Below are 20858 nucleotides of genomic sequence, written 5' to 3' on the forward strand. Positions count from 1 at the left end.
ATGAGGCAAGCGCAGCAAGGAGCGGCAAAGCCGGACGATTATTCGGCCTTCGAGGGCACGGCGCCGGTCAGCGCGGCCCAGCACATCGACACCGCGGCGCTCGACACCTGGCTCGCCGCCCATGTGAGTGGGTATGCGGGCCCGCTCTCGATCGAGCAGTTCCGCGGCGGGCAGTCGAACCCGACATTCAAGCTCGTCACGCCGACGCGCCGCTATGTGCTGCGCGCCAAGCCGGCGCCGGTCGCCAAACTGCTGCCCTCGGCCCACGCGATCGAGCGCGAGTACCGCGTGATGGCCGCGCTCGCCGATACCGACGTGCCGGTGCCGCGCATGCTCGCGCTCTGCGAGGACGAATCGGTGATCGGCCGCGCCTTCTACGTGATGAGCTGCGTCGAGGGGCGGGTGCTGTGGGATCCTGCGCTGCCCGGCATGACGCAAGCCGAGCGCGCCGCCCACTACGACGAGATGAATCGCGTGATCGCCGCGCTGCACCGGCTCGACCCGCAGGCGCTCGGGCTCGGCGACTATGGCAAGCCCGGCAATTACTTCGCGCGCCAGATCGGGCGCTGGAGCAAGCAGTACGCCGCCTCGGAAACCGAGCCGATCGAGGCCATGCACCGGCTGATCGAATGGCTGCCGCGGCATATCCCGGCCGCCGACGCGGCTCGGCAACGCAGCGCCATCGTCCATGGCGACTTCCGGCTCGACAACCTGATCTTCGCGCCCGATGCGCCGCGCGTGCTGGCCGTGCTCGACTGGGAACTCTCTACCCTCGGCGATCCGCTCGCCGATTTTTCCTATCACTGCATGACCTGGCACACCGAGCCGGGACGATTCCGCGGCATCGGCGGGCTCGACCTGGCCGCGCTAGGCATTCCCGACGAACGGCGCCACATCGCCAGCTATGTCGAGCGCACCGGCTTCACGATCGAGGGCGACTGGCATTTTTATCTCGCCTACAACATGTTCCGGATCGCCGCGATCCTGCAAGGCATCATGAAGCGCGTGGCCGATGGCACCGCCTCCAGTGCACGTGCGCTCGACGCCGGCCGGCAGGCACGGCCGATGGCGGAGCTGGCCTGGCGCTACGCCCAGCAAGTGCGCTGAACACAATGGGCTCGGCAGCACATCGAGCCCGGCCGATTCTTCATCCCGGTCCCCGTCCCGATTCCGATCGACGCCCTACTCCAGCGAGGTGGCAATGGAATTCGATTACTCCCCCAAGGCCCAGGTCCTGCGCGAGCGGCTGCTCGCCTTCTTCGACACCCACATCTATCCGAACGAGCGCGTGTTCCATGAGGAGATCGCGCGCAACCGGCGCGACGGCAACGCCTGGCGCGCGGTCACCCTGCTCGACACGCTGAAGGACGAGGCGCGCGCGACCGGGCTATGGAACCTGTTCCTGCCCGAATCCGATCGCGGCGCCGGCCTGTCGAACCTCGACTACGCGCCGCTCTGCGAAATCATGGGGCGTGTGCCCTGGGCGCCCGAGGTCTTCAACTGCAACGCGCCCGACACCGGCAACATGGAGACGCTCGAGCGCTACGCCAGCGACGATCAGAAACGCGAGTGGCTCGAGCCCCTGCTCGACGGCACGATCCGCTCGGCCTTCCTGATGACCGAGCCGGAAGTGGCTTCGTCGGATGCCACCAATATCCGCACGCGCATCGAGCGCGACGGCGACAGCTACCTGATCAACGGCCACAAATGGTGGTCCTCGGGCGCCGGCGATCCGCGCTGCAAGCTCTATATCGTGATGGGCAAGACCGATCCCGAGGCGCCGCGCCATGCGCAGCAGTCGATGATCCTGGTGCCGTCCAATGCGCCCGGCATCACCGTGCATCGGCCGTTGAACGTGTTCGGCTACGACGACGCCCCGCACGGCCATATGGAGATCACGCTGGAGAACGTCCGGGTGCCGGCCGACAACCTGCTGCTCGGCGAGGGGCGAGGGTTCGAGATCGCGCAGGGCCGTCTCGGCCCGGGGCGCATCCATCACTGCATGCGCCTGATCGGGCTCGCCGAACGCGCGCTGGAGTTGATGTGCCGGCGCACGCTGCAGCGCGTCGCCTTCGGCAAGCCGATCGCGCAGCAGACCGTGACCCAGGAGCGGATCGCCGAGGCGCGCTGCCTGATCGACCAGGCGCGCCTGCTGACGCTCAACGCGGCCTGGAAGATGGACAAGGTCGGCAACAAGGAGGCGCGCCGCGAGATCGCGATGATCAAGGTGGTCGCGCCGAACATGGCCTGCCAGGTGATCGACTGGGCGATCCAGGCGCATGGCGGCGGCGGCGTCAGCGACGATTTTCCGCTGGCCTACGCCTATGCCTCGGCACGCACGCTGCGTTTTGCCGACGGCCCCGACGAAGTCCACCGCAACGCGATCGCCAAGCTCGAACTCGCGCGCTACTCGGCAGCCTAGATGCGAAACGGCGGGACGGCGCCTGCGCGCCGCCCCGCCGTTCGGGCATGCCTTGGGCGGCAGCCGCGCCGCCTGCAGCCCGGAACCTCAGAACAGGTGCAAGGTGACGAACTCGGCCGCGCAGGCCAGTGCCGGCTCGCCCGACGAGTCGACCTGCACCGCGACCGACCAGGTGCATTGCAGGCCGCCCTGCTTGCCGTCGATCGCCGTCTTCACCGCGAACAGCCCGCGAACCTTCGCGCCGACCGGCACCGGCCGCAGGAAGCGCACGCGGTTCAGCCCGTAGTTCACCCCCATCTTCTGCTCGAATTCGATCGCATCGGTCATCAGCGCCGGGATCAGGGACAGCGTCAGGAAGCCGTGTGCGATCGGGCCACCGAACGGAGATTCGCGCGAGGCCCGCTCGGGATCGACGTGGATCCATTGATGATCGTTGGTCGCGTCGGCGAACTGGTTGACGCGCGACTGTTCGATCACGATCCACTCGCTCGCGAAACCATCCGCGCCGACCAGCGCGCGCAGCGCCTCGACGGAAGCGATGCGCGGCCGCTCGGGCCGCTGCCCAGGCTGCTTCTCCGTCGAATCGCCGCTCATGCGCCCGCCTGCGGATTACGCAGCCCGAAAATCACCTTGGAGCGCACCGTGATCACGGTTTCGCCGCTCTCGTCGGTGCCAACCCACTCCGTCGTCACGATGCCGCGATCGGGACGGCTCGCCGACAGCCGCTTGTCGAGGATCCGCTGCTGCATCGTGATGGTCGCACCGGCGCGCACCGGCTTGATCCAGCGGATCTCCTCGATGCCGGGCGAGCCCATGCTGGTCGAATCGTGCAGCACGTTGCGCACCAGCATGCCCATGAACACCGAGCAGGTGTGCCAGCCACTCGCCACCAATCCGCCGAACGGCGAGGCCTTGCCGGCCGCCTCGTCGAGATGGAACGGTTGCGGATCAAAGCGCTGCGCGAATTCGATGATCTCGTCCGGCGTGAACGTGTGTTTGCCGACCTCGGTCAGCCCGCCGACTTCCAGATCCTCATAGCCGATCGTCATACCCATCTCCTGTCAGTTTGCGTGCTCTCAGGCCGCATCGTATTCGAAAAAATCCGGCAGCGAGACAAATCGCGCCGTGTGGTGATCGACATCGCCGAGCGTCAGGTCGATGATCGACAGTCGCTTGAACAGATGGGCCGCCGCGACCTCGTTGGTCATGCCCATCCCGCCATGCAGCTGGATCGCCTGCTGCCCGACGAAACGCGCGGCTTGCCCCACCCGCACTTTCGCGGCAGATACCGCGCGGCGCCGTTGATTGGCGTCGTCGTCGGCATAGCGCAGCGCCGCCAGATAAGCCAGCGAGCGCGCCTGCTCGGTGTGGATCAGCATGTCGACCATGCGGTGCTGCAGCACCTGGAAACGCGCGATCGGCGTGCCGAACTGCTCGCGCGTGCGGGTGTAGTCGAGCGTCGCGCGATTGAGCGCGTCCAGCGCGCCGATCGCCTCGGCACAGAGCAGCACGATACCGTAATCGGCGATCCGTTCCAGCGTTTCGGCACCGCGGCTGCCGTCGACGAGCCGGCGCGCGGGCGCGCTCGAGAAACGCAGCGTCGCCGCGCGCTGGCCGTCGATGGTTCGGTAATCCTCGACATCGGCACCGGCGGCACCGCGCTCGACCAGGAACAACGCGATCGCGCCATCGGGCTGCCGGGCCGGCACGATCCAGGCCTGCGCCTGGGCGCCGTGACGAACCAGCGCCTTGCTGCCGCTGAGCCGGAAGCCGTCGCCGACCGGCTCCGCACGCGAATCGATGGCGAGCAGCTCGTAGCGCGCGCCGGGTTCGTCGAAGGCAACCGCCAGGCGCGCCTCGCCGCCGGCCACGCGTGCCAGCAGCGCTCGATCGGCTTGATGCTCGCTGGCCGCGAGCTGCAGCGCCTCGGCACCGACCGCCGTCGCCCAATACGGCTCGACCACCAGTGCGGCGCCCAGCGCCTGCATGGCCACCAGCATGTCGAGCGCGCCGCCGCCCAGGCCGCCGCTCGCCTCCGGTACCGGCAAGGCGGTCAGCCCCAGCTCCGCGAACGCCCGCCATTGCTCGTCGGATACGCCCTCGCGCGAGGCGACGATCGCCTGGCGCGTCTCGAAACCGTAGCGCTGGCCGAGATAACGGCGCAACGCGTCGGCGAATTGCTGCTGTTCTTCGCTGAAAGTGAAGTCCATGCGTCGCTCCTCAGAGGCCCAGGATCATCTGCGCGATGATGTTCTTCTGGATTTCGTTCGACCCGCCGTAGATCGAGGTCTTGCGGAAATTGAAGTAATAGGCGGCAAGCGGTGCCGCGTCGTCGTCGCCGCTCACCGCGCGATCGCGCTCTCCCTCGAGGAAGGCCGGATGGAACGGCGCGGCGAGCGGCCCGATCGCGTCGACCATCAGCTCGGTCAGCGCCTGCTGGATCTCGGAGCCCTTGATCTTCAGCATCGAGGCCTCGGGGCCCGGCCCTCGCCCGCTCGCTTCCTGGCTGACCACGCGCAGCGCGGTCACCTCCAGCGCCATCAGGTCGATTTCCAGCGAGGCCACGCGGGCGGCGAACACCGGATCCTCCAGGAGGGAGCGGCCGTTGCGGCGCTGCCCGGCCGCGATGCGCTTGAGGAAGCGCAGTTCACGCTTCGAGGTGCCGACGCGCGCGATGCTGGTGCGCTCGTGGCCGAGCAGGTACTTGGCATAGGTCCAGCCGCGGTTCTCCTCGCCGACGAGGTTCTCGACCGGCACCAGCACGTCCTCGAAGAACACCTCGTTGACTTCATGCTCCTCGTCGAGCGTGATGATCGGCCTCACCGTGATGCCCGGCGTCTTCATGTCGATCAGCAGGAAGGAGATGCCCTCCTGCTTCTTCACGGCCGTATCGGTGCGCACCAGGCAGAACATCATGTCGGCATATTGGCCGAGCGTGGTCCAGGTCTTCTGGCCGTTGACGAGATAGTGATCGCCGCGCCGTTCGGCGCGCGTGCGCAGCGAGGCGAGGTCGGAACCCGAGCCGGGCTCGGAGTAACCCTGGCACCACCAGTCGCTGCCGTCGAGGATGCGCGGCAGATAATGGCGCTTCTGGGCCTCGTTGCCATATTTCATCAGCACGGGCCCGACCATCGACACGCCGAAGGTCAGCGGCGACGGCGTGCCCGCGCGGGCACACTCCTCGTCCCAGATGAAGCGCCGCGTCGCGTCCCAGCCCGGGCCGCCGTATTCGACGGGCCAGGCGGGCGCCGACCAGCCGCGCGTCGCGAGACGGCGATGCCAGTTAAGATAATCCTCGCGGGACAGACGTTTGTGATTGAGTACCTTGTCGCGCAGCGTGCGAGGCAGGTTGGCCTCGAGCCAGGTGCGAACTTCGACGCGGAACGCGTCGTCGGCGGGGGAATGGTCCAGATCCATGCGCATGTCTCCTGGCCGCGAACCGGAGCGGCCGGCTGGAGACGACGCGCCGATCAGGAGACGATCATTGCAGCGGCTCTTTCAGTGCGGCCGGCACCGGTAGCGGCATCACGTCGATGCCTTCCTCGACGAGGGCGCGCGCATCCTCGGCCGAGGTCACGCCGCGAATATTGCGCGCAGGCGCCTCGTTGTAATGGATGCGTCGCGCTTCCTCGGCGAAGCGCTCGCCCACGTTCTCGGTCTTGTCCAGTACCTCGCGCAAGGCGCGCATCAGCTGCGCCTGCATCTGCCGCGGATCGGTTGCCGGCGCCTTTTCCTTCGTCGCGCCTGACAGGTTCAGGCGCGGCGCCGACGGCATCCTGCTGATTTCGGTCGCCCCGCAAACCGGACATTCGACCAGCTTGCGGGACAGCTGCGATTCGAAATCATCGGAAGACGCAAACCAGCCTTCGAAGCGATGGCCGTGCGTGCACTGTAAATCGAGGACCTTCATGCTGAATCGGGGCGTCTCGGGAGTGTACGCCCAATCGGAAGATTTAAGAACGACCGTGCTAAATCACGATCGAAATTCTCCGGGACGAGCCCGGACTGGCTGGATTGTAACGTGCGGGGAAATTTGACGCCGAAGGTGGGTTCGGCGATGCGCGGCGGCAAGCACGGCCTCGCATCGCCGGGAATCAGCCGCTGCATTGATCAGGCGTGCTCGGCCGCGCCGAGCGGCCAGCTTCCCGACAAGGCCTTCTCCAGCCACATGGTGCCGATGATGGTCTTCACGTCGCTGATCTGGCCGGTGCGGATCCATTCGAGCAGCTCGGGCACGGTGGCCGTGAAGGTCTCGAGGAATTCGCCCTCGTCGAGCTGGCGCTCGCCGGCCGTCAGGCCCTTCGCGAGATAGATGTCGATGAATTCGGTCGAGTAGGAAATGATCGGATGAATGCGCGTCAGGTAGAAATACTCGCGCGCCGTATAACCGGTTTCCTCGCGCAGTTCGCGCACCGCGCAAGCCAGCGAGCCTTCCTGCGGATCGAGCTTGCCGGCCGGGTACTCGGCCATCACCTTGCCGATCGGATAGCGGAACTGGCTTTCCATCAGCACGCGGCCATCGTCGAACAACGGGATCACCATCACGGCGCCCGGATGGCGGATGTACTCGCGCGTCGCGTGCTTGCCGTCGGGCAGGCGCACCGTGTCGCGCTTCACTTTCAGGAAATGGCCGTCGAGAATGGATTCGCTTTCGACGCAGACTTCGGTCAGTTTGTCGTCGTGATTCGGTAATTCGGCCATCGTCGGCTCCAAGGTTGGACGCGACGGCCGAGCGCCGTCAACGTCGTTTGACGAGATACTGGAACGTGAAGCCGGGGAACGCGAACACCACGAACAGGCTGAAGGTGATCGCGTAGAACTGCCAGCCTTGTTCGAAGCGGTTGCCGGCGCGGGACTCGAGCCAGAAGCCGAGCACGCCGACCACGAAGTACAGCACGATCATCTCGGCGATCCGCCACCACCCGCTCTTGCGGGCAGCGGCGCCGACCGGGATGAAGGCGAAGGCCCGCTGATTCACGAACGGCAGGTTGGCGCCCAGCAGCGCCAACAACACGATGAACCAACCGGCTGCCGACATTTCAGAGCGGCAGCGTATGGCTGATGGCCTGCAGGCAGACCTCCATCAGCTGGCCGGGCATGATGCCGAGCACGAGCACGGCCAGGCCGTTGAGCAGCAGCACCGCGCGGTTCGCCGTGTCGCTCATGATCGGGTTCGTGTCCTGCGGCGCATCGAAGTACATCAGCTTCACGATACGCAGATAGTAGAACGCGCCGAACAACGAACTGATGACACCGAGGATCGCGAGCCAGGTCAGGCCGGCGTTGATGGTGGCCTCGAGCACCGCGAGCTTGGCGTAGAAGCCCACCGTCGGCGGGATGCCGGCCAGCGAGAACATCATCAGCATCATCACGAAGGCGAACACCGGGCTGCGCTTGTTGAGGCCCTTGAAGTCCTCGAGCGTTTCCGCCTCGAAATCGCGGCGGGCCAGCAGCATCACGATGCCGAAGGCGCCGAGCGTGGTGAGCAGGTAGACGATCGAGTAGAACATCGCCGAGCTGTAGGCGGTGGCCGTGAAGGCCGGGCTGCCCTTCACCACGCCCGAGAGCAGGCCGAGCAGCACGAAGCCCATGTTCGAGATCGCCGAGTAGGCCAGCATCCGCTTGACGTTGCGCTGGACGATACCGGTGATGTTGCCGACGATCAGCGACAGTGCCGCCAGGATCACCAGCATCTGCTGCCAGTCCGCCGCCAGCGGCAGCAGGCCCATCACCAGGAAGCGCAAGCCCCAGGCGAAGGCCGCCACCTTCGGGCCGCCGCCGGTCATGAGCGACATCGCCGTGGGCGCGCCCTGGTAGACGTCGGGCACCCACATGTGGAACGGCACCGCGCCGAGCTTGAAGGCCACGCCGGCGATGATGAAGATCACGCCGAACAGCAGCACGATATTGTTGATGCGGCCCGAGGCGACGGCATTGAGCACGTCCTGCAGCTCGAGCGAGCCGGTGGCGCCATACACCATCGAGATGCCGTACAGCACGAAGCCGGAAGCCAGCGCGCCGAGCACGTAGTACTTCATCGCCGCTTCACTCGACTGGGCACCGTCGCGGCGCAGCGCGATCAGCGCGTAGAGCGACAGCGACATCAGTTCGAGGCCGAGGTAGAGCGTCAGGAAGTTGTTGCCCGAGATCATCACCAACTGGCCGAGCAGCGAGAACATCCCGAGCAGGAACACGTCGCCGCGGAACAGGCCCCGGTCCGACAGGTAGCGCCGCGAGTAGATCATCGAGGCCGCGAAGCCGATCGACACGACCGCCTTCATCACGCTCGAGAAGGCGTCGACCACCACCATCCGCGAGAAGAAGTAGTACTGGTGCGGGTCGAGCGCCTGGAACGCAAACCACACACCGGCGACAACGGACGAGACGACCGCGATCAGGTACGTGAGACGGCGGCCGGACTCGCCGGAGAGGGTGTCGTTGATCCACGCCAGAATGATGGCGAGCATCACGAGCGCGTCGGGCAACAAGGCATTCATAGGTGCGTTTTGCATGGTCTTGGTTTCCTCCGCCCACACTTACTGCTGGGCCAGCGGCAGCTTGGATTGCGCAACGTGAGAGAGGAGATTTTCTACGGAAACGTGCATCACGTCGGTGAAGGGCTTGGGATACAGGCCCATCAGCAGCGTGAACGCGGCCAGCACAGCGAGCATCGAGAATTCGCGCGCGCCGATGTCCTTCAGCGTCGTTACCTTCTCGTTGACCACCTTGCCGAAATAGACGCGCTTGTACATCCACAGCGTGTAGCCCGCGCCGAGAATCAGCGTGAGGCCCGCGCCGAACGCGATCCAGAAATTGAACTTCACCGAGGCGAGGATCACCATGAACTCGCCGACGAAGCCCGAGGTGCCGGGCAGGCCGCAGTTCGCCATCGCGAACAGCAAGGCGAAGGTGGCGAACTTCGGCATCACGTTCACCACCCCGCCGTACTCGGCGATATTGCGCGTATGCAGGCGATCGTACAACACGCCGATACAAAGGAACATCGCGCCGGACACGAAACCGTGCGAGATCATCTGCACGATCGCGCCCTCGATGCCGAGCTGGCTGAAGATGAAGAAGCCGAGCGTGACGAAGCCCATGTGGGCGATCGACGAATAGGCGACCAGCTTCTTCATGTCGGTCTGCACCATCGCGACCAGGCCGATGTAGATCACGGCAATCAGGGACAGCACGATCACGACCGGGGCCAGATAGTGCGCCGCATCGGGCGTGACGGGCAGGGAGAAGCGCAGGAAGCCGTAGGCGCCGAGCTTGAGCATGATCGCCGCCAGCACCACCGAGCCGCCGGTCGGCGCCTCGACGTGCGCGTCGGGCAGCCACGTGTGGACCGGCCACATCGGCACCTTCACCGCGAAGGCGAGGAAGAACGCCCCGAACAGCAGCAACTGCGGCGTCATCGCCAGCTTCGCGCCCTGCCAGGCCGCGAGGTCGAAGGTATGCGTCTCCCGGTACAGGTAGATCAGCGCGATCAGCATCAGCAGCGAGCCGGCCAGCGTGTAGAGGAAGAACTTGAAGGCCGCGTAGACGCGGTTCGGGCCGCCCCAGACGCCGATGATGATGTACATCGGGATCAGCGTGGCTTCGAAGAACACGTAGAACAGCAGGCCGTCGGCCGCCGAGAACACCCCGATCATGATGCCCGAGAGCATCAGGAACGAAGCCAGGTACTGCGAGACGTTCTCGGTGATGACTTCCCAGCCGGCCACTACCACGATGACCGTGATCAGCGCCGTGAGCACGACGAACCACATCGAGATGCCGTCGACGCCGAGGTGATACGAAACATTGAAGCGGTCGATCCAGATCACGTTCTCTTCGAACTGAAGAGCCGCGGTGCTCGGATCGAAACCGGTGATGAGCGGAATCGTGACTGCAAACCCGAGCAGCGAACCGATCAGCGCGACCCAGCGGGTCACGCCGGGCTTCCGGTCGGTGCCCACGGCCAGGATGAGCAGGCCAAACACGATCGGAAGCCAGATGGCGGTACTGAGAATCGGAAATGCGGACATGAGTGGGTTCCTCTCCTTTTCTTATTTGCCGCCGAGCGTAACAAACAGGGTAAGGAGACCCAACATGCCAATGATCATCGCGAACGCGTAGTGATAGATGTAGCCGGACTGCAGGAAGCGGATCACGCCGGCGAACCAGCTGACGAATCGCGCGCTCCCGTTGACGACTCCATCGATCACCACGACGTCGCCCTCTTTCCACAGGCCTCGGCCGACCGCGACCGAGCCCCTGGCGAACACGACCTCGTTGATCTTGTCCATGTAGTATTTGTTGTCAAGCAGCGTATAGATCGGACCGGCCGCGCGGCGGATTGCCGCCGAAAGGTCCGGGCGCTTCAGATACAGGAACCAGGCAACGACCACGCCTGCGAGCGCGAGCCAGGCCGGCAGGCCCGACACCGAATGCAGGCCCATCGCGGCCCAGCCGTGGAATTCATCGGCCATCTCGGCGAGCGCCGGATGGTTCTGGCCGATGAAGATCACCTTGTCGAACGCCACGCCGTGCTGGAAGAAGTCGCCGAACAGCATCGGGCCGATCGCCACGCCGCCGATCAGCACGGACGGAATCGCGAGCAGCACCAGCGGCACCCAGACGACCCACGAGGTCTCGTGCGGTTCATGTGCGTGATCGTCGTGGCCGTGCGCGTCATGCCCATGCCCTTGCGCGGCGGCCTTGCCCATCGGCGAATCGGGATGCTTCGGCTTGCGGAAGCGCTCCTCGCCGTGGAACACCAGGAAATACATGCGGAACGAGTACAGCGCCGTCACGAACACGCTCGCGACCACCGCGAAGTACGCGAAACCCGAACCCGGCAGATGCGAGAGCTTGACCGCATCGATGATCGAGTCCTTCGAGTAGAAGCCCGAGAAGAACGGCGTGCCGATCAGCGCCAGCGAACCGATCAGCGAGGTGATCCAGGTGATCGGCATGTACTTGCGCAGGCCGCCCATGTTGCGGATGTCCTGGTCGTGGTGCATGCCGATGATGACCGAGCCCGCCGCGAGGAACAGCAGCGCCTTGAAGAAGGCGTGCGTCATCAGGTGGAACACGGCGACCGGGTAGGCCGACACGCCCAGCGCGACCGTCATGTAGCCGAGCTGCGAGAGCGTAGAGTACGCGACCACGCGCTTGATGTCGTTCTGGATCACGCCGAGGAAGCCCATGAACAGCGCAGTGATGGCGCCGATCACGGTGATGAAGGAGAGCGCGGCGTCCGACAGCTCGAACAGCGGCGACATGCGCGTGACCATGAACACGCCGGCCGTCACCATGGTGGCCGCGTGGATCAGCGCCGAGATCGGCGTCGGGCCTTCCATCGAATCGGGCAGCCAGACGTGCAGCGGGAACTGTGCCGACTTGCCCATCGCGCCGATGAACAGGCAGATGCAAGCCACCGTCAGCAGGCCCCAGTCGGTGCCCGGGAAGTGCATCGCGGCCAGCGCGTTGCTCTTGGCGAACACCTCGCCGTAGTTCATCGAGCCACCATAGGCCAGCAGCAGGCCGATGCCGAGCAGGAAGCCGAAATCGCCGACGCGGTTGACGATGAACGCCTTCATGTTGGCGTAGATCGCGCTTTCCCGCGTGTAGTAGAAACCGATCAGCAGATAGGACACGAGGCCGACCGCCTCCCAGCCGAAGAACAGCTGGAGGAAGTTGTTGCTCATCACGAGCATCAGCATCGAGAAGGTGAACAGCGAGATGTAGGAGAAGAAGCGCTGGTAGCCGTCCTCCTCTTCCATGTAGCCGATCGTGTAGATGTGCACCATCAGCGAGACGAAGGTGACCACCACCATCATCATCGCGGTCAGCGAATCGACGAGGAAGCCGATCTCGAGCTTGAGCGGCCCGACCTGCATCCATTCGTAGACGGTGGCATTGAAGCTCGCGCCGTCCATCACCTGCAGGAACACCAGGCAGGACAGGACGAAGGAGATCAGGACGCCGAGGATGGTCACGCGGTGCGCGCCCTTGCGACCGACGGTATTGCCGAACAGGCCGGCGATGATCGAGCCGGCGAGCGGCGCCAGCGGGATCGCCAGCAGCGTGGTTTCGTTGAGTGTGGTCGACATAGCAGACTCGCCTGAAATTAGCCCTTGAGCTGGTCGAGATCCTCGACATTGATGGTGTCGAGTTTGCGGAACAGCGTCACCAGAATCGCGAGGCCGATTGCCGCTTCCGCCGCTGCAACCGTGAGCACGAAGAACACGAAGATCTGTCCGTGCACGTCCCCGAGATAATGCGAGAACGCGACGAAGTTCGTATTGACCGCGAGCAGCATCAGCTCGATCGCCATCAGGATCACGATGATGTTGCGACGGTTCAGGAAGATGCCGACGATGCTGATCGCGAACAGGATCGCGCCGAGCACCAGGTAGTGGGCAAGAGTCAGGTTCAACATGGTTGGGTTCTCCTCCGCTCAGCTCTTGGTGGCCGCGGCGGGATCGGCCGCGGCGGGTGCCGCTTCAGGCGCGGGCGGCTTCTCGGCCGCCATCTTCACGAGACGCACGCGATCCTGGCGGCGCACGCTGACCTGGTCGGACACGCGCTGGCGCTTGCGCTCCTTGCCGCGGCCCGAGGTCAGCGAAACCGCCGCGATGATCGCGACCAGCAGCACCAGGCCGGCGATTTCGAAGGCGAAGATGTAGTCGGTGTAGATCACCTTGCCGATCAGTTGCGTGTTCGTCATGTTGGCGAGCGCGCCGGAGGCGATCTCGCGCACCGGCGAGGACGTCGCGCCGTAGCCGCGCCAGAGGATCAGCGCGGTCTCGACCACGATGATCGCGCCCACCACGGTGGCCATCGGCACGAAGCGGCGGAAGTCGCGGCGCAGCACGTCGGTGTTGATGTCGAGCATCATCACCACGAACAGGAACAGCACCATCACCGCGCCGACGTAGACGAGCACCAGCAGGATGGCGAGGAACTCGGCCTCGAGCAGCATCCAGATCGCGGCGGCGTTGAAGAACGCGAGGACGAGGAAGAGCGCGGAAGCCACGGGGTTGCGCGCGGTGATCACCTTCAGCCCCGAGATCACCAGCAGCAGCGAGAAGATGTAGAAGAGTACGGTCGTGAAGTCCATGGTTACCGGTTCATCGTTTAGGCCTTGGTCAGGCACGGTTCTCGGGCACTGCGACGTGCCGCGCACCGTTGCCGCGGCGGCTCGGGCCGGCCCCTGGGGCCGGCCGGTCCTGCATTAGCGATACGGCGCGTCGGCGGCCTTGGCGGCCGCGATGTCCTTCTCGTAGCGGTCGCCCACCGCGAGCAGCATTTCCTTGGTGAAATACAGGTCGCCGCGCTTCTCGCCGTGGTACTCGAGGATCTGCGTCTCGACGATCGAATCGACCGGGCAGCTTTCCTCGCAGAAGCCGCAGAAGATGCACTTGGTCAGGTCGATGTCGTAGCGCGTGGTGCGGCGCGTGTTGTCGGCGCGCACCTGCGATTCGATGGTGATCGCCATCGCCGGGCACACGGCCTCGCAGAGCTTGCAGGCGATGCAGCGCTCCTCGCCGTTTTCGTAGCGGCGCAGCGCGTGCAGCCCGCGAAAACGCGGCGAGATCGGCGTCTTCTCTTCCGGGAACTGCACCGTGATCTTCCGCTTGAAGGTGTAGCGGCCCGTCATCGCGAGCCCCTTCACCAGTTCGGTCAGGAAGAAGGTCTTAAAGAATTGTTGGATTGCCGTCATGATGGGATCCGCCCTCTCAATTCCAGATATTCAGCGGCGACATCATCCAGAAGCCGACCACGACCACCCAGATCACGCAGATCGGCAGGAAGATCTTCCAGCCCAGGCGCATGATCTGGTCGTAACGGAAACGCGGGAACGTGGCGCGTACCCAGATGAAGACCGACAGCAGCATGAAGATCTTCAGCACCAGCCAGACCACGCCCGGGATGAAGTGCAGGAAGCTGAACGGCGCGTCCCAGCCGCCGAGGAACAGCGTCGCCGCCAGCGCCGAGATCACGATCATGTTGATGTACTCGGCGAGGAAGAACAGCGCGAAGCCCATCCCCGAGTAATCGATCATGTGACCGGCCACGATTTCCGATTCGCCTTCCACCACGTCGAACGGGTGGCGATTCGTTTCCGCGATGCCCGAGATGAAGTAGATGACGAACACCGGCAACAGCGGCAGCCAGTTCCAGGACATGAAGTTGATGCCGTGGTGCGCAAAGTAGCCGTGCTGCTGCGAGACCACGATGTCCGAGAAATTCAGGCTGCCGGCCGTCATCAGCACCAGCACCAGGGCGAAGCCCATCGAGATTTCGTAGGACACCATCTGCGCGGCCGCGCGCATCGCGCCGAGGAACGCGTACTTCGAGTTCGAGGCCCAGCCGGCCAGGATCACCGCGTAGACGCCGATCGAGGAAATCGCCATCGCGTAGAGCAGGCCGGCGTTGATGTTGGCGAGCACCGCGCCGGCCTGGAACGGAATCACCGCCCAGACCGCGAAGGCCGGCACCACCGTCATGACCGGCGCGATCAGGTAAAGCCAGCGGCTGGCCGCGCTCGGCTGGATCACTTCCTTGAGCAGCAGCTTGAGCACGTCGGCGATCGGCTGCAGCAGGCCGCCGGGGCCGACGCGGTTCGGGCCGAGACGCACGTGCATCCAGCCGATCAGCTTGCGTTCCCAGAGAATCAGGTAGGCGACGCTGAGCAGGATCACCACGCAGACCACCAGGATCCGCACCAGCGCCCAGACGGTCGGCCATGCCGCGCCGAGCAGCTCGGTACCACCCGAATTGATCGTATCGAACAAGCTCATTTACGCCTTCTCCACCACGAGTTCACCGGACAGGCCGCCGAGTGCCGCACCGGCGGGCGTGGCAGCCGACACGCGGACCACCGTTTCGGCCAGGTTCGCGTCACGCACCGCCGGCAACTGCACCGAGCGGCCGCCCTGACTGATGCGCACCGCATCGCCGTCGCTCAGGCCGAGGCGGTCGAACAGCGCGGCCGGCAGGCCGGCCGAATGCGCCGCCTTGGCCGCCACCGTCAGGTGCAGCGCGCCGGCACGGCGCGAGAGCGGATCGGCGTGATAGATCGGCACGTCGGCCAGGCGCTCGAAACCACCGTTGGCCGATGCGGCCTTGGCCGCGCGGGCCGGCTGCGCGGTCGCGGCATTCGACAGGCGCGAGGCTTGGTCGCCGTCGCCGAGCGCGGCGAGCCGCACTTCGTCCGAGGTTTCGTATTCGAAGTTCGGCAGGCCCAGCAGGCTGCCCAGCACGCGCAACACCTTCCAGCCCGGGCGCGTATCGCCGAGCGGGCGCACCACGCCGTTGAACGATTGGGCGCGGCCTTCCGCGTTGACGTAGGTGCCGGCCGTCTCGGTGAAGGGCGCGATCGGCAGCAGCACGTCGGCGTATTCGGCGCCGATCTTGAACGGCGACATCACCACCACCATCTCGGCCTGCTCGAGCGCGGCGCGCGCGGCGATCGGATCGGCCGTGTCGAACTCGGGTTCGACGTTGAGCAGCAGGTAGCCCTTGCGCGGCTGCGCGAACGCTTCGCGCGCGTTCAGGCCGCCCTCGCCCGGCAGCGCACCGACCAGGTGCGCGCCGACCGTGTTGGCCGCTTCGGTCAGGAAACCGAGCGTGGCACCGCTGTGTTCGGCGATCCACTGCGCGACGGCATGAATCTGCGCGAACTGAGGATGCTGGACCACGCCGTTGCCAAGCAGCACCACGCGGCGTTCGCCGGTGGCAAGCGCCTTGGCCAAGCGCTGCGCCTCGGCCGAGGCCTCGACGCCTGCCAGCGATGCCGGCAGCTCGGCGCCGCTCGCCTGGGCGACCGCGGCGGCGATGCCGGCCAGCGTGTCGAGCCAGGCCGACGGCGCGGCGACGATGCGCTTCGCGCTCGGGATCAGGGCGTCGTCGCCCGTGGCGTGCAGCAGATGGATTTGAGCGCCGGCCTTGGCGGCCTGGCGCAGGCGTGCGGCGAACAGCGGATGATCGCGGCGCAGCGTCGAGCCGACCACGAAGGCGGTATCGACATTGGTCAATTCGGCGATCGGCATGCCCAACCACGGCGCACCCGACATCGACGCCGAGAAATCGGTCTGGCGCAGGCGGAAATCGACGTTCGGCACCTTCAGCTCGTGGGCCAGTTGCTTGACCAGGAACAGTTCCTCGACCGTGCTGTGCGGGCTCGCGAGCGCGGCCAGCGCATTGGCGCCGTGATCGGCCGCGATGCCCTTGAGGCCCTTCGCGACGTATTCGAGCGCGGTCTGCCAATCGGTCTCGATCCACTCGCCGCCCTGCTTCAGCATCGGCTTGGTCAGGCGCTCCTCGCTATTGAGGCCTTCGTAGGAGAAACGATCCTTGTCGGAGATCCAGCACTCGTTGACGGCTTCGTTCTCGAGCGGCAGCACGCGCATCACGCGGTTGTTCTTGACCTGCACGACCAGGTTCGCGCCCACCGAATCGTGCGGGCTGACCGACTTGCGGCGCGACAGCTCCCAGGTGCGGGCGCTGAAGCGGAAAGGCTTGCTCGTCAGCGCACCGACCGGGCACAGATCGATCATGTTGCCGGACAGCTCGGAGTCGACAGTCTTGCCGACGAAGGTGGTGATTTCAGAGTGCTCGCCGCGGCCCAGCATGCCGAACTCCATCACTCCGGCCACCTCCTCGCCGAAGCGCACGCAGCGCGTGCAGTGGATGCAGCGCGACATCTCTTCCATCGAGATCAGCGGGCCGACGTTCTTGTGGAACACCACGCGCTTTTCCTCGCGATAGCGCGAAGCCGACTTGCCGTAACCGACCGCCAGATCCTGCAGCTGGCACTCACCGCCCTGGTCGCAGATCGGGCAATCGAGCGGGTGGTTGATCAGCAGGAATTCCATCACGGCCTGCTGCGCCTTGACCGCCTTTTCCGAGTGCGTGCGCACGATCATCCCGGCCGACACCGGCGTCGCGCAGGCCGGCACGGCCTTCGGCATCTTCTCGACGTCAACGAGACACATGCGGCAGTTCGCCGCAACCGACAGCTTTTTGTGGTAGCAGAAGTGGGGAATATACTTGTCTGCCTTGTGTGCAGCCTGGATCACCATGCTGCCTTCGGGCACCTCGACCGTCTTCCCGTCTATCTCAAGTTCAACCATGATGATGTATGGTCCTTAGCCTTTAGCGCTCGCTCGCGCTCTCGCCCGTCGGGGCGCTGATGTTCCGCAATCGGGTTTCGCTTCAGGCCGCCGCGGCGACGCTGCCGTGCGAATGCTCGCCGACCATGCAATGCTTGTGCTCGACGTGATACGCGAACTCGTCCCAGTAGTGCTTCAGCATGCCGCGCACCGGCATGGCCGCCGCGTCGCCGAGCGCGCAGATGGTGCGGCCCATGATGTTCTCGGCCACCGAGTTCAGCAGGTCCAGATCCTCGACTCGGCCCTCGCCGTTCTCGATGCGCTTCACCACGCGATAAAGCCAGCCCGTGCCTTCGCGGCACGGCGTGCACTGGCCGCACGACTCCTCATGGTAGAAGTACGACAGGCGCATCAGCGAGCGCACCATGCAGCGCGTCTCGTCCATCACGATCACCGCGCCCGACCCGAGCATCGATCCCGCCTTCGCGATCGAGTCGTAGTCCATGTCGGTCTGCATCATCATCTCGCCGGGGATCACCGGCGCCGACGAACCGCCCGGGATCACCGCCTTCAGCTTGCGACCGCCGCGCATCCCGCCGGCCAGCTCGAGCAGCGCCGCGAACGGCGTGCCCAGCGGCACCTCGTAGTTGCCGGGACGCTCGACGTCGCCCGACACCGAATAGATCTTGGTGCCGCCGTTGTTCGGCTTGCCGATCTCGAGGTAGGCCTGGGGGCCGACCGTCAGCAGGAACGGCACCGCCGCGAAGGTTTCCGCGTTGTTGATGGTGGTCGGCTTGCCGTACACGCCGAAGCTGGCCGGGAACGGCGGCTTGAAGCGCGGCTGGCCCTTCTTGCCCTCGAGCGATTCGAGCAGCGCGGTTTCCTCGCCGCACACATAGGCACCGTAACCATGGTGCGCATGCAGCTGGAACGAGAATTCCGAACCGAGGATGTTGTTGCCGAGATAACCGGCCGCGCGCGCTTCTTCCAGGGCTTCCTCGAAGCGTCGATAGACTTCGAAGATTTCACCGTGGATATAGTTGTAGCCGGCCGTGATGCCCATCGCATAGGCGCCGATCGCCATGCCCTCGATCACCGAGTGCGGGTTCCAGCGCAGGATGTCGCGATCCTTGAAGGTGCCCGGCTCGCCCTCGTCCGAGTTGCAGACCAGGTACTTCTGGCCCGGGAACTGGCGCGGCATGAAGCTCCACTTCAGGCCGGTCGGAAAACCCGCGCCGCCGCGGCCGCGCAGGCCCGAGGCCTTGACGTCGGCAATCACCTGCTCGGGGGGGATCTTTTCTTCGATGATGCGGCGCAGTTGCTTGTAGCCACCGCGCGCGACGTAGTCTTCGAGACGCCAGTTCTCGCCGTTCAGGTTGGCGAGGATCAGCGGTTTGATGTGACGATCATGGAGGGACGTCATTTCGAAAGCTCCTCAAGAAGCTGGTCGATCTTCTCTCGGCTCATGAAGCTGCACATCTTGTGATTGTTGAGCAGCAGCACCGGCGCGTCGCCGCAGGCGCCGAAACATTCGCCTTCCTTCAGCGAGAACCTGCCGTCGGGCGTGGTTTCGCCGAAATCGATACCGAGCTTCTGCTTCAGATAGTCGGCCGTGGCCTCGGCGCCGCCATGCGGCCCGAGCTGGCACGGGAGATTCGTGCAGAGCGTGAGCTTGTGCTTCCCGACCGGCTTCAGTTCGTACATCGTGTAGAACGTCGCGACCTCCTGCACGGCGACGGCCGGCATGCCGAGATAATCCGCGACGAACTGCATCAGTTCGGGCGACAGCCAGCCGTGCTCGTCCTGAGCGACGGCCAGGGCCGACATCACGGCGGACTGTTTCTGATCGGCGGGATATTTCGCAATCACGCGATCGATTTCTTTCAGGCCTTCAGCTGAGATCATTTTCAGACACGACTCTTTCAATTCCTACCGAACGAACAACCTGCCGCGGGGATGCGGGACGGCAGACCTGGCGCTCACTATTGACTGCCCGCGAATGCGCACCAGCACGGTGCGCAACGCGAAGCCTTACTGCTCGCCGCTCGCTCGACGCGGACGGCGTGACGATCAACGGTCGATTTCGCCGAACACGATGTCCTGCGTACCGATGATCGTGACCGCGTCGGCAATCATGTGGCCGCGCGCCATTTCGTTGAGCGCGGAGAGATGCGCGTAACCGGGCGCGCGAATCTTGAGCCGGTACGGCTTGTTCGCGCCGTCGGACACGAGGTAGATGCCGAACTCACCCTTCGGATGTTCCACCGCTGCGTAGGCTTCGCCTTCCGGCACATGAAAACCTTCGGTGAACAACTTGAAATGGTGAATCAGGTCCTCCATGTTCGACTTCATGTCGACACGTTTGGGCGGCGCAACCTTGTGATTGTCGGTCATCACCGGCCCCGGATTCTTCCGCAGCCACTCAATACACTGTTTCGCGATGCGGCAGGACTGGCGCATTTCCTCGACCCGAACCAGGTAACGGTCGTAGCAATCGCCGTTCACGCCGACCGGGATGTCGAAGTCGAGCCTGTCGTAGACCTCGTAGGGCTGCTTCTTGCGCAGGTCCCACTCGATGCCGGAGCCGCGCAGCATCGCGCCCGTCAGGCCGAGCTGCAGCGCACGCTCCGGGCTCACCACGCCGATCCCGACCAGGCGCTGTTTCCAGATCCGGTTGTCGGTCAGCAGGGTTTCGTATTCGTCCACGCATTTCGGGAAACGCATGAAGAAATCGTCGATGAAATCGAGTACCGAGCCTTGGCGGGCCTCGTTCATCTTCTCGAGGGCCTTGGCATTGCGGATCTTCGACGCCTTGTATTGCGGCATGACGTCAGGCAGATCCCGGTAGACGCCGCCCGGACGATAGTAGGCCGCGTGCATGCGCGCGCCCGACACCGCCTCGTAGACGTCCATCAGGTCCTCGCGCTCGCGGAACGCGTAGAGGAACACCGCCATCGCGCCGACGTCGAGGCCGTGCGAGCCGATCCACATCAGGTGGTTCAGCACGCGGGTGATTTCGTCGAACAGGACGCGGATGTACTTGGCGCGCTCCGGTACCTCGATACCGAGCAGTTTCTCGATCGCGAGCACGTAGCCGTGCTCGTTGACCATCATCGACACGTAGTCGAGGCGGTCCATGTAGGGCACCGACTGGATGAAGGTCTTGTTCTCGGCGAGCTTCTCGGTGGCCCGGTGCAGCAGGCCGATGTGCGGATCGGCGCGCTGGATCACCTCGCCGTCGAGCTCGAGCACGAGGCGCAGCACACCGTGCGCGGCCGGGTGCTGGGGACCGAAGTTGAGCGTGTAGTTCTTGATGTCAGCCATGCCGC

General features: G+C 65.0%; 20 protein-coding genes. 2 read left to right on the plus strand and 18 right to left on the minus strand.

What is annotated here, in order from left to right:
* Both BM43_RS18640 and BM43_RS18645 read left to right on the plus strand, forming a co-directional pair.
* Positions 1-1107 carry a phosphotransferase gene (locus BM43_RS18640; protein ID WP_036049878.1) on the plus strand — a complete coding sequence of 369 codons (1107 nt, stop codon included), beginning with the start codon at positions 1-3 and terminating at the stop codon, positions 1105-1107.
* Between the two features lie 94 nt (positions 1108-1201).
* Positions 1202-2422 carry an acyl-CoA dehydrogenase family protein gene (locus BM43_RS18645; RefSeq protein WP_036049876.1) on the plus strand — a complete coding sequence of 407 codons (1221 nt, stop codon included), beginning with the start codon at positions 1202-1204 and terminating at the stop codon, positions 2420-2422.
* Between the two features lie 87 nt (positions 2423-2509).
* On the opposite strand, the gene BM43_RS18650 is transcribed toward BM43_RS18645, so the two are convergent.
* The 18 genes from BM43_RS18650 to BM43_RS18735 form a co-directional block, all read right to left on the minus strand.
* On the minus strand, positions 2510-3016 hold the full coding sequence (locus BM43_RS18650) for a MaoC family dehydratase (protein ID WP_042286125.1): 507 nt from the start codon (positions 3014-3016) through the stop codon (positions 2510-2512).
* Positions 3013-3471, minus strand: coding sequence for a MaoC family dehydratase (locus BM43_RS18655; RefSeq protein WP_017918096.1), 459 nt, complete (start codon positions 3469-3471; stop codon positions 3013-3015). Before BM43_RS18655 ends, BM43_RS18650 begins: the two co-directional genes overlap by 4 nt.
* A gap of 27 nt (positions 3472-3498) precedes the next feature.
* Complete coding sequence (locus BM43_RS18660) at positions 3499-4632, minus strand: acyl-CoA dehydrogenase family protein (protein ID WP_036049874.1); 1134 nt, start codon at positions 4630-4632, stop codon at positions 3499-3501.
* 10 nt (positions 4633-4642) lie between these two features.
* Entirely contained in the window at positions 4643-5839 is a 1197-nt protein-coding gene (locus tag BM43_RS18665; protein WP_036049871.1) for an acyl-CoA dehydrogenase family protein, read from the minus strand.
* A 64-nt stretch (positions 5840-5903) separates the two neighbouring features.
* Positions 5904-6332, minus strand: a complete 429-nt coding sequence (locus BM43_RS18670; protein ID WP_013698850.1) for a DUF1178 family protein — start codon at positions 6330-6332, stop codon at positions 5904-5906.
* Positions 6333-6532: 200 nt separating this feature from the next.
* Positions 6533-7123: an NUDIX domain-containing protein gene (locus BM43_RS18675; protein ID WP_025096458.1), complete on the minus strand. Its 591-nt coding sequence runs from the start codon at positions 7121-7123 to the stop codon at positions 6533-6535.
* Positions 7124-7160: 37 nt separating this feature from the next.
* Complete coding sequence (locus tag BM43_RS18680; protein ID WP_013698852.1) at positions 7161-7460, minus strand: DUF2818 family protein; 300 nt, start codon at positions 7458-7460, stop codon at positions 7161-7163.
* Between the two features lies 1 nt (position 7461).
* Positions 7462-8919: an NADH-quinone oxidoreductase subunit NuoN gene (gene nuoN / locus BM43_RS18685; protein WP_025096460.1), complete on the minus strand. Its 1458-nt coding sequence runs from the start codon at positions 8917-8919 to the stop codon at positions 7462-7464.
* A gap of 39 nt (positions 8920-8958) precedes the next feature.
* Entirely contained in the window at positions 8959-10452 is a 1494-nt protein-coding gene (locus BM43_RS18690; protein ID WP_036035418.1) for an NADH-quinone oxidoreductase subunit M, read from the minus strand.
* Between the two features lie 21 nt (positions 10453-10473).
* Positions 10474-12522 carry an NADH-quinone oxidoreductase subunit L gene (nuoL, locus tag BM43_RS18695; RefSeq protein ID WP_013698855.1) on the minus strand — a complete coding sequence of 683 codons (2049 nt, stop codon included), beginning with the start codon at positions 12520-12522 and terminating at the stop codon, positions 10474-10476.
* Between the two features lie 17 nt (positions 12523-12539).
* Positions 12540-12851: an NADH-quinone oxidoreductase subunit NuoK gene (gene nuoK / locus BM43_RS18700; protein ID WP_013698856.1), complete on the minus strand. Its 312-nt coding sequence runs from the start codon at positions 12849-12851 to the stop codon at positions 12540-12542.
* A gap of 18 nt (positions 12852-12869) precedes the next feature.
* Complete coding sequence (locus BM43_RS18705; protein WP_013698857.1) at positions 12870-13532, minus strand: NADH-quinone oxidoreductase subunit J; 663 nt, start codon at positions 13530-13532, stop codon at positions 12870-12872.
* Positions 13533-13646: 114 nt separating this feature from the next.
* Complete coding sequence (gene nuoI / locus BM43_RS18710; RefSeq protein ID WP_013698858.1) at positions 13647-14135, minus strand: NADH-quinone oxidoreductase subunit NuoI; 489 nt, start codon at positions 14133-14135, stop codon at positions 13647-13649.
* Positions 14136-14151: 16 nt separating this feature from the next.
* Positions 14152-15216, minus strand: a complete 1065-nt coding sequence (gene nuoH, locus BM43_RS18715; RefSeq protein WP_036035423.1) for an NADH-quinone oxidoreductase subunit NuoH — start codon at positions 15214-15216, stop codon at positions 14152-14154.
* Positions 15217-17550, minus strand: coding sequence for an NADH-quinone oxidoreductase subunit NuoG (gene nuoG, locus BM43_RS18720; RefSeq protein ID WP_036049869.1), 2334 nt, complete (start codon positions 17548-17550; stop codon positions 15217-15219).
* 82 nt (positions 17551-17632) lie between these two features.
* Positions 17633-18952 carry an NADH-quinone oxidoreductase subunit NuoF gene (gene nuoF / locus BM43_RS18725; RefSeq protein WP_013698861.1) on the minus strand — a complete coding sequence of 440 codons (1320 nt, stop codon included), beginning with the start codon at positions 18950-18952 and terminating at the stop codon, positions 17633-17635.
* Positions 18949-19434 (minus strand): NADH-quinone oxidoreductase subunit NuoE, encoded by a 486-nt coding sequence (nuoE, locus tag BM43_RS18730; RefSeq protein WP_013698862.1) that lies wholly within the window; start codon positions 19432-19434, stop codon positions 18949-18951. Before nuoE ends, nuoF begins: the two co-directional genes overlap by 4 nt.
* Before the next feature lie 165 nt (positions 19435-19599).
* Entirely contained in the window at positions 19600-20853 is a 1254-nt protein-coding gene (locus BM43_RS18735) for an NADH-quinone oxidoreductase subunit D (RefSeq protein ID WP_036049865.1), read from the minus strand.
* Positions 20854-20858: the final 5 nt, after the last annotated feature.

This window comes from Burkholderia gladioli (assembly GCF_000959725.1).
GTDB lineage: Bacteria > Pseudomonadota > Gammaproteobacteria > Burkholderiales > Burkholderiaceae > Burkholderia > Burkholderia gladioli.